The sequence below is a fragment of the Streptomyces sp. NPDC001634 genome (assembly GCF_040298185.1).
GTDB lineage: Bacteria > Actinomycetota > Actinomycetes > Streptomycetales > Streptomycetaceae > Streptomyces.
This window is the reverse complement of the sequence record NZ_JBEOZU010000015.1, coordinates 23846-32639: the sequence shown is the minus strand read 5'-3', so window position 1 is coordinate 32639 and position 8794 is coordinate 23846. Positions and strand designations below refer to the sequence as shown.

Genomic DNA, 8794 nt, shown 5'->3' with positions numbered 1-8794 from the left:
ACGGCGGTGACGTCGGGTAGTGCGCAGCAGGTGGCTTTGTCGGCTTCGGGTCTGCCTGCCGGTGCGACGGCGAGTTTCAATCCGAGTACGGTGACGGCGGGTTCGTCGTCGGCGATGACCGTGTCCACATCGTCGAGCACGCCCCCGGGTACGTACACGATCACGGTGACCGGGACCGGGACCGCTGCCACGCATTCGGCCACCTTCACCCTCACGGTGAACGCGACATCGACGCACCGCACCAAGCTGAAGGCTGGTCCGGCGGTTGTCCGGACTCATCCGCACCCCAAGCTGGTGTACCCGCTCACCGCGACGCTCACCGATCTCGACACCGGTAAGCCGCTCGCGGGGCAGCGTGTCACCTTCACCGTCGGCGGGAAGGTGCTGTGCACCGTCACCACCGACGCAAAGGGCCGCGCGACCTGCAAGCCCTGGGACGACGTGAGGGCGATCATCAAGAATCGCGGATACACCGTCACCTACGCCGGAGACTCGGACCATCAGCCCGCACAGGCCAAGGGCGGGCTCATCATCGAAAAGCCAGACGATCACGGACACGACAAGGATCACGGACACGACAAGGATCACGAACACGACAAGGATCACGAACACGACAAGTGATCGCGCCTTGCGGTAGGCCGATCGCGGCCTGATCACTTCTCGCCAGACGCGTGTTCTCCGGCAGCGCTGCCGGAGAACACGCGTCTTCTGCTGTGACGGCGACGGCCCGGTCGTCGTACGGTAGTTGGTCTTGACCAGGGCACGGGGGTGCAGGGGTGCAGGGGGATCGGCCGGTGGGGAAGACGGGATCGTCGGGGCGGAACCGGGACTTCGGGATCTTCTGGGCCGCACAGACCCTCTCGGTCCTCGGTGACTGCTGCTGATCACCTGTGACGTGGTGCGGATGGTGCTGTACGGGCTGATCCCGCTGGTGTGGCTCGCCGGGCCGCGGATCTGGCTGCTGTACGCGGTGCTGCCACTGTGTGAGGCCGTCGGGATGGTGTTCTCGGTCGCGTACGTCACCGTCGTGCGCGGCCTGGTCGACGGCGAGCGGATCACCGCTGCCAACGGGCGGCTGAACGCGACCGCCGCGGCGGCGGGTGTGGCAGGCCCGCTGTGCGCGGGCCTCGTGGCGGCCTGGACGGGGCCGGCCGCGGCCGTCGCCGTGGACGCGGCGAGCTTCGGCGTGTCGGCGGTCTGCCTGAGTCTCGTACGGTTCAGGCAGAGCAGGCCGCCCGACCCGCAAGGTCTGTGGAAGGACCTGTTCGCCGGGGCGTCTTTCCTACGGCGTCATCCCGTGCTGCGCGTGCTGACCCTGCTGCTGTCCCTGTTCAGCTTCCTGGAGCTCGGCCTGAACGACCTGCTGATCTACCACCTCAAGCACGACCTCGGGCAGAGCGACGGCACGGTCGGCACCGTCCTCGCCGTCGGCGCGCTCGGCACCGTCACCGGGGCCCTGCTGGTGGCCCCGGATACGCCGCGGGCTCGGCTTCGGCCCCACCTGGATCGGTGCCGTGGCCGTCTGCGGCTGCGCGCTGGGCGGTATCGGGTGGGCGTGTGACGTAGCGGCCGTCGCCCTTCTGGCCGCGGCGTTTCTGGGCAGCGTCAGCATCGCGGGCACGTGCTCCATGTCCCTGCGTCAGGAGGTGACCCCGCAGCACCTGCTGGGTCGCGTCACCTCCGCGTTCTGGACCATCCACTACGCGGCGGCCCCGGCCGGTGCGGCCGTGGTCACCTGGGCGGCCCAGCAGCACGGCACGGCGGCGGTGGGCGCGGTGGCGGGTGCGTGCTGCGTCGGCATCGCGGCACTGGCGCTGCTCACGCCGGTACGAACCCGTCACCCGGAGACGGCCGTGGAGGCCTGTGTCGATCGCATCAAGGAGGCTCCCCACACCGGTCCGTGATGGCGGCGACCGGGTGCCGTGGGCGACCGGGTGCTGTGTCAGTGCCGGGGCCCAGAATGACGGGCATGATCCAGACGCTTCCGCCGGCCCTGGCGGGCGAAAAGCAGTGGGCGCCCCTCAACTGGCACTGGACCCGGACGTCCGCGGCTGTCCACCGCCTCTGACGGCCCGCACCCGCGGCGGCCGCCTCGCAAGCCGGGCGTGCCGGCGGCCACCGCGGCCGGGTGTCACCCGTTCACCCCCGTGTAGTGCCCCAGGCTCCACCGCCACAGCAGCCGCGCCCCCAGAAAGGCGAGCACTCCGAGCAGCGGTGAGGCCGCCGCCAGCCAGTACGGGGCCCCGGTGTCGTGGCCGTGGCCCGTCAGGACCGCCGCCGGGAAGTAGGCGACGAACGCGAGCGGAAGGCCGTACGTCAGGAAGCCGCCCACCGCCCTCGGCAGGACGTTCAGCGGGTAGCTGCCGAACGTGCCGAGCAGCTCCTCCAGCCAGCGGCCCCAGTAGTCCGCCGCCGGGAAGCGCAGCGAAGCGCAGGCCACCGCCGTGAAGAGCGACGCCTCCAGGAGCATGCCGCCGAGGGCCGAGGCGATCAGATAGGTGATCCTGCCCGCCGTCCAGTCCAGGTGACTGCGGCTCAGCGCGCCCACCATCAGGCCCACGGCGACCGTCAGGTCACCGATCGCGTTGGTGGGGAAGAACTCCAGCTGGACCTGGCGGTAGACCGGGAGAGGACGAAGGAGGTACGCGTCGATCTTCCCCTCCTGGATGTGCCGGCCGAGACCGTGCACCCGGCCCAGGAACAGGACGAACAGACCGTGCGCCAGCATCCTCGTCGCCGGGATGAGGAGGACGTCCGAGCTGTCCCAGCCGCCCATGCCGGCGAACCGGGTCAGCAGTACCGTCGCGAACACGATCACCGCGACCTGCCAGACCACCCCAATGGCGATCATCATCAGGAACTCGGAGCGGTACTCCAGCTGGGCACGGAAGTTGAGGCGCGTGATCCGCCACATGATGCGCAGGGCGTTCAACGACATCTCAGCCTCCCTGCGAGATCACGCGCCGGGCTGCCCGCCGCCACAGCAACCGGGTGAACAGGGCCAGCGCCACGATCCACGCCGCCTGTACGGCGAGCTGGAAACCGGCGTCGGACAGCGGGATCCGGCCCACGTACAGCGACAGCGGCACGCTCAGCGTCGCCTGGAAGGGCAGCAGGCCGCTCAGCGTCACGAACCAGTGCGGGAAGAACCACAGGGGCGCGTACACCCCGGACAGCAGGTTCTGCGCGAAGATCAGGATCAGCATCGCCGCGCCGTTGCGCAGCGTCCAGAAGCACAACTGGTCGATGACGAGCATCACGTAGTACAGGACCCACTGGCCGAGCAGCAGGCTGAGTGCGAACACCCCCGCCACCGCGGCCGACTTCGGCGGTTGCACCACCCCCGTCGCCAGACACACCGTGTATCCGGCCAGCGCCCACACCAGGCCGTAAAGCCGTTCGCCCAGGGAGCGCAGCGCGTAGTAGCGCTGCGGCGGCAGCGGGCGCAGGTACCAGTAGACGATCGTGCCGAAGTGCATGTGCTGCATCACGGTGTCCCGGCCCGCGTACTGGTCCAGCTCGCGCAGCCGGGACGCGAGTACGGCCAGCACGGCGTACGTGACCGCCTGGTCGCGGTCGAGTCCGGCCGTCGTGCCGGTCGTCTGGTACAGGCCGTTCCACAGCGACGCCACCAGCACGACCTGCACGGTCAGCCGCAGCAGGGCGGCCGTGATACGGGGCGGAGTGTGCAGCTCGCCGAGCGGGGTGACGCGGGCGGCGCGCCAGGCGTGCAGGCCGGCCATGTCAGACCTCCTCCGCCGCGGGACCCGCCTGGACGTACGCGGCACGCATCACGTCCTCCAGATCGGCCTCGTCGATCGCGAGGTCCGTGACCTCGTACCGCTCGATGACCTGCTTCAGCGCCTGGTGGACCGTCGGCGCGGCAGGTCCGTCCGGGCCGAACACCACCTGGGGGCCCTCACGCCGCAGCACCGCGACGCCCGGCAGCGCCGTGACCTCGGTGTGCGGGTCCGTGAGCGTCGCCCGCACCTGCCATGTCGAGCCGAACTTGCGGCGGATCTCGTCCAGCGTGCCGTCCAGGACGAGCCGACCGTGGTTGATCAGCACCACCCGCTCGGCGAGCCGCTCGACCTCCGTCATGTCGTGCGTGGTCAGCAGCACGGTCCGGCCGCGCTCCTCCACCTGGTGACGCAGGAACTCCCGCACCTGCTCCTTGACCACCACGTCCATGCCGATGGTGGGCTCGTCGAGGAAGACGACCGGAGGGTCGTGCAGCAGTGCCGCGGCCAGGTCGGAGCGCACCCGCTGGCCGAGCGAGAGGTGCCTCACGCGGGTGTCCCAGAAGGAGGAGAGCTCCAGCAGGGTGTCGAACTCGGCGAGGCGCGCAGCGTGTTCGGCCTTCGGCACCTCGTAGATGTCCCGCAGGATCGCGAAGGACTCGCGCACCGGAAGGTCCCACCACAGCTGGGTGCGCTGCCCGAACACCGCGCCGATGTTGTGCGCGTTGCGCTCCCGTTCCTCGTACGGCACCACGCCCGCGACCCGGGCCTCGCCGGAGGTGGGGGTGAGGATGCCGGTCAGCGTCTTGATGGTGGTCGACTTGCCCGCGCCGTTCGGGCCGAGCAGGGCGAGCAGTTCGCCCGGGGCCACGTCGAAGCTGATGTCCGTGACGGCGTGCTTGGTGACCTTCTCGGGGTTGACCAGGGAACGCAGCGCGCCCGCAAAACCGGGGCGGCGCACGCTGGTGCGAAACGTACGGGTGAGCCCGCGGACCTCGATACTGCCGCTCACTCGACGAACCTCCGGGTCAGTTGGATCAGCGATACGGTCGCCGCAAGCGAGGCGGCGGAGAGCGTCGCGAGAAGCCAGGGAACTGCATGAATGCCCGAGGCCTCGATGCCCACGCCCAGCACCGGCGGAGCCGCCACCCCACCGATCATCGACGCGGCGATGACCCAGGCACCGGCCCGCTTGGCTTGCGGAAGAGCCCTGTTGAGCCAGGGCAGACCGGTCGGGAAGACCGGCGCGATGAACAAGCCAACACCCGCGTACGCCACCGGTGCCAGTCCTTTTACGAGCGCCAGCAGCAGGCATGCGGTCATCCCGGCCGCGCACACCGTGAGGATGCGCTCGGGGGAGTGCTTCATCGTGATCGGTACGACGAGGAAGCGGCCCGCCGTCATCATCAGCCAGTAGACGGAGGTGGCGGAGGCGGCCGCGGTCGCGCTGTAGCCGACGGTCTCCAGGTGGGTGGGCTCCCAGCCGCCGACGCCCGCTTCGACCGCCACGTTCAGGATGTAGAGGGCGAGGAAGCCGACGAGGATCCGGGAAAGTCCCAACGACCCGGGGGCCTCGGACGGAGCGTCGACGGCCTGTGTACGTACGCCTCCGGTGCACAGCATCAGCGCCCCGGCCAGCACCGCGCATGCCCCGAACGCGTACGCGTAGTGCCCCGGGCCCGTCCACGCGATGACCGCGGGACCAAGTACCGCCCCGATGCCGAAGTGCGCGTTGAGCACGTTCAGCATGGCCGTGGACCGCTCGCCGAAGCCGACCGCGAACAACTGGTTGAGGCCGTAGTCGATACCGCCGAAGCCGAGGCCGCCGAGGAAGGAGGCGGCGAGGGCGAGCGGCCAGTTCGGCGCGAGCGCGAAACCCGCGCCGCCTGCCGCCAACAGTCCGTAACTGGCCGCGAGCAGGGTTCGGTTGCTGATCCAGTGGTGGATGGTGTTGAAGACGAGGACGCCGGCGACCCCTCCCGTGAAGTGCAGGCTCAGGCCGAGCCCGGCATCGGAGGGGGAGAGGCCGTACTCCGGGCGCAGTCCAGGGACCGCCGGACCATAGAGCGCCTGGAGCATCCCGATGAGGACGAAACCGACGCAGGACGCGACCGCGGCCGGACGACTGAACAGCCGCCCGGCCGCGGAGGTCCTCAGGACCGTGTCCGTCAACTGATCTCCGAGAAGACGAAGGAGAACTCTGCGGGCTCGGCCCGCAGGAAGTACTGCGGCAGCGGGCCCGGACCGCACGACTGCGAGCCGATGCCGTGCTGGCCGTGGTCGAGGTTGACCCACACCGTGTCACCGGGCGTGAGGTCGGTGAGGTGCGCCGCGGCGTCCAGCTGCTCGTTCGTCCAGCGCCGCGCGCTGAACCAGAACGCAGGATCGCCCTCGATCCTGAGGCCGCCGATCTCCGCCCAACGGACGTCGGCGCGGGCGCCGTTCTCCTGTGGGCGGACGTACGGCGTCTGCAGCTCGTCGACCGTGGACTCCCAACGCCCCAGCTCGGACGCCGACCTGGTGTCCGGGTACGCCTCGCCGGGGCCGCCGCCGAACCACTTCACCCGGTCCGCCGAGCCCGACAGCCCGAACCGGATCCCGAGCCGCGGCAGCGGAACCGTCCAGTCGCCCTCCGGCCCCACGGACACGGTCAGCCGCAGCCGGTCGCCGTCCGACGTCCAGCGGTAGACGGTGGCCAGACCCACCTCCCAGGCGGCGGGCGCCACCCGGCTCCGTACCGTCAGCGCGTCGTCATCGATCTCCACCGCGTCCAGGCGGTGCCGCATTCGGTGCAGACCCAGCTTGCGCCACAGCAGGCCGTAGCGGATGTCCGTCTGCCATTCCGCTCCGCCGTCGTTGTCGGTGAGCGCCCGCCACACGTCCAGGCGCAGCCCGGTCACGTCGACCCCGCCGATGGTCTTCAGCGCGCCCGTGCGGGCGTCGAAGGAGGCCGGGCCGAGGGAGATCCGGCCGTCGCCGACGACGGGTGCCGCGCTCTGAACGACCCGGACCGGTGTCCGTGCGGAGACCGGGAACTGGCCCCACGCCACCTGGTGGCCCTTCGGCCCCCATGCGGTGTCGGACGCCAGCAGCGCCCGTACCGTCCACTGCGTCTCGCCCCGCCCCTCGGGGGGCTCGGGCAGCTTCACGTCCGCGGACTCGCCCGCCGCGAGCGCGGGCACGGACAGCGTCCCCGACTCGACCGTCGTGCCCTCGACTTGGTAGGACCATGCGAAGACAAAGGCGGAAAGGTCCGCGAAGTCGTGGGCGTTGCTGATCCGCACGGTTCCGTCGCCGCTGTCGCCCTCGATACGGACCGGCTCGATCACCTTCTTGTACTCGATCAGCCCCGGCGACGGCCTGCGGTCCGGGAACAGCAGCCCGTCGCAGACGAAGTTCCCGTCGTGCAGCTCCTCGCCGAAGTCGCCGCCGTACGCGAAGCCGTACCGGTCGTCCTTGATGCCGTGGTCGATCCACTCCCAGATGAAGCCGCCCTGGAGCCGGTCGTGCGCCTCGAAGAGCCGCTGGTAGTCGGCGATGCCTCCGGGGCCGTTGCCCATGGCGTGGCCGTACTCGCACAGGATGAAGGGGAGTTCCCGGCGCTTGTGCGTTCCGCCGTCCAGGCCCTTGCCGATCCTCTCGACCTCGTCGTGGAAGGCGTACATCCGCGAATACACGTCCGTGTCACGGCAGTTGATGTCGCCCTCGTAGTGCACGAGCCGTGAGGAGTCGCGGCCATGGATCCACTCGGCCATCGCCGTCAGACCGCGGCCGGTGCCGGCCTCGTTGCCCAGGGACCAGATGACGACCGACGGATGGTTCTTGTCGCGCTCGACCATACGGGCGGCGCGGTCCAGGAGGGCCGGGGTCCAGCGGTCGTCGTCGACAGGGTTGTCGCGCCAGGCCTGCTCCACGAAGCCGTGGGTCTCCAGGTCGCACTCGTCGATGACCCAGAGCCCGTATTCGTCGCACAGGTCGAGGAAGGCCGGGTGCGGCGGGTAGTGCGAGGTGCGCACGGCGTTGATGTTGTGCCGCTTCATCAGCAGCACGTCCTCGCGCATGGTCTCCGGGTCGAGGGCGCGGCCCTTCTCGGGGTGCCACTCGTGCCGGTTGACGCCCTTGAACAGGGCCGGCTTTCCGTTGACCTTGATCAGGCCGTCCTCGAGGACGACCGTGCGGAAGCCGATCCGCAGCGGCACACGCTCACCCTCGGTGACCAGCACTCCGTCGTACAGCTTCGGGGTCTCCGCGGTCCACGGCTTCACGGGGACGGTCACGGACTCGCCGGTGGCGACATCGATGTCCAGGGCGGGCACGGTGACCCGGCCGTCCACGTCCGAGTCGACCTTCAGCGTGCCCTCGCCGGTCACGTGGTCGTACGAGGCGTGCACGAAGAAGTCGAGGACGCTGCCCGCCGGGCGGTGCAGCAGGGTGACGTCCCGGAAGATGCCCGGCAGCCACCACTGGTCCTGGTCCTCCAGGTACGAGCCCGCGGACCACTGGTGGACGCGGACGGCGAGCACGTTGCGGCTCGGCTTGAGCAGATGCCCGACCGCGAACTCGTGCGGCAGCCGCGAGCCCTTGAACTCGCCGAGGTCAGTGCCGTTCAGCCAGAGCCGGGCGCATGACTCGACGCCGTCGAAACGGAGCACCGCCCCGCCGTCCGACGGCCAGTGGGACGGCAGGTCGAAGACGCGCAGATGGTCACCGGTCGGGTTCTCGGTCGGCACGCGCGGCGGGTCGACCGGGAAGGGGTAGAGGTGGTTGGTGTAGATGGGGGATCCGAACGAGCCACTGCCCTGCAGGACCCAGTGGCCGGGGACCGAGACCTCCGCCCAGTCCCCGGCGTCGAATCCGGGCTCGGCGAACGAGTCGTCCTCGGCGTCGGCCGTCGCCGACAGCCTGAAACGCCAGCTGCCGTTCAGAGAGAGGGACACGGCGGACGAGGACGCGTACCAGGCGCGCGGCGGCAGGGCACCGCTGCCCGGCGAGACGTCCTCGACGTAGTCGATGGCCGTAGGGGTGCGGAAAGACATCGGTCTCCAGGTCGTGAG

The 8794-nt window shown here is 70.1% G+C and carries 7 protein-coding genes and 1 pseudogene; 2 read left to right on the top strand and 6 right to left on the bottom strand.

The window, feature by feature from the left end:
• Positions 1-191: hypothetical protein (locus tag ABT186_RS12255; RefSeq protein ID WP_351924876.1), on the bottom strand; the 191-nt coding region annotated here is incomplete at its 3' end.
• Positions 192-216: 25 nt separating this feature from the next.
• Between ABT186_RS12255 and ABT186_RS12250 the strand changes: the two genes are divergently transcribed.
• Complete coding sequence (locus ABT186_RS12250) at positions 217-621, top strand: hypothetical protein (protein WP_351221377.1); 405 nt, start codon at positions 217-219, stop codon at positions 619-621.
• Positions 622-776: 155 nt separating this feature from the next.
• Positions 777-1904: pseudogene (locus tag ABT186_RS12245) on the top strand (MFS transporter).
• A gap of 227 nt (positions 1905-2131) precedes the next feature.
• Here ABT186_RS12245 and ABT186_RS12240 read toward each other — a convergent pair.
• Genes ABT186_RS12240 through ABT186_RS12220 form a run of 5 tightly spaced genes read right to left on the bottom strand, consistent with a single transcriptional unit; the run spans position 2132 to position 8776 of the window.
• Entirely contained in the window at positions 2132-2938 is an 807-nt protein-coding gene (locus ABT186_RS12240; RefSeq protein WP_351924874.1) for an ABC transporter permease, read from the bottom strand.
• Between the two features lies 1 nt (position 2939).
• Positions 2940-3743 (bottom strand): ABC-2 family transporter protein, encoded by an 804-nt coding sequence (locus ABT186_RS12235; protein WP_351924872.1) that lies wholly within the window; start codon positions 3741-3743, stop codon positions 2940-2942.
• Between the two features lies 1 nt (position 3744).
• Entirely contained in the window at positions 3745-4752 is a 1008-nt protein-coding gene (locus ABT186_RS12230; protein ID WP_351924870.1) for an ABC transporter ATP-binding protein, read from the bottom strand.
• Positions 4749-5912 carry an MFS transporter gene (locus ABT186_RS12225; protein ID WP_351924868.1) on the bottom strand — a complete coding sequence of 388 codons (1164 nt, stop codon included), beginning with the start codon at positions 5910-5912 and terminating at the stop codon, positions 4749-4751. Before ABT186_RS12225 ends, ABT186_RS12230 begins: the two co-directional genes overlap by 4 nt.
• Positions 5909-8776: a glycoside hydrolase family 2 TIM barrel-domain containing protein gene (locus ABT186_RS12220; RefSeq protein WP_351924866.1), complete on the bottom strand. Its 2868-nt coding sequence runs from the start codon at positions 8774-8776 to the stop codon at positions 5909-5911. The genes ABT186_RS12225 and ABT186_RS12220 overlap by 4 nt, the downstream gene beginning before the upstream one ends.
• Positions 8777-8794 lie beyond the last annotated feature (18 nt).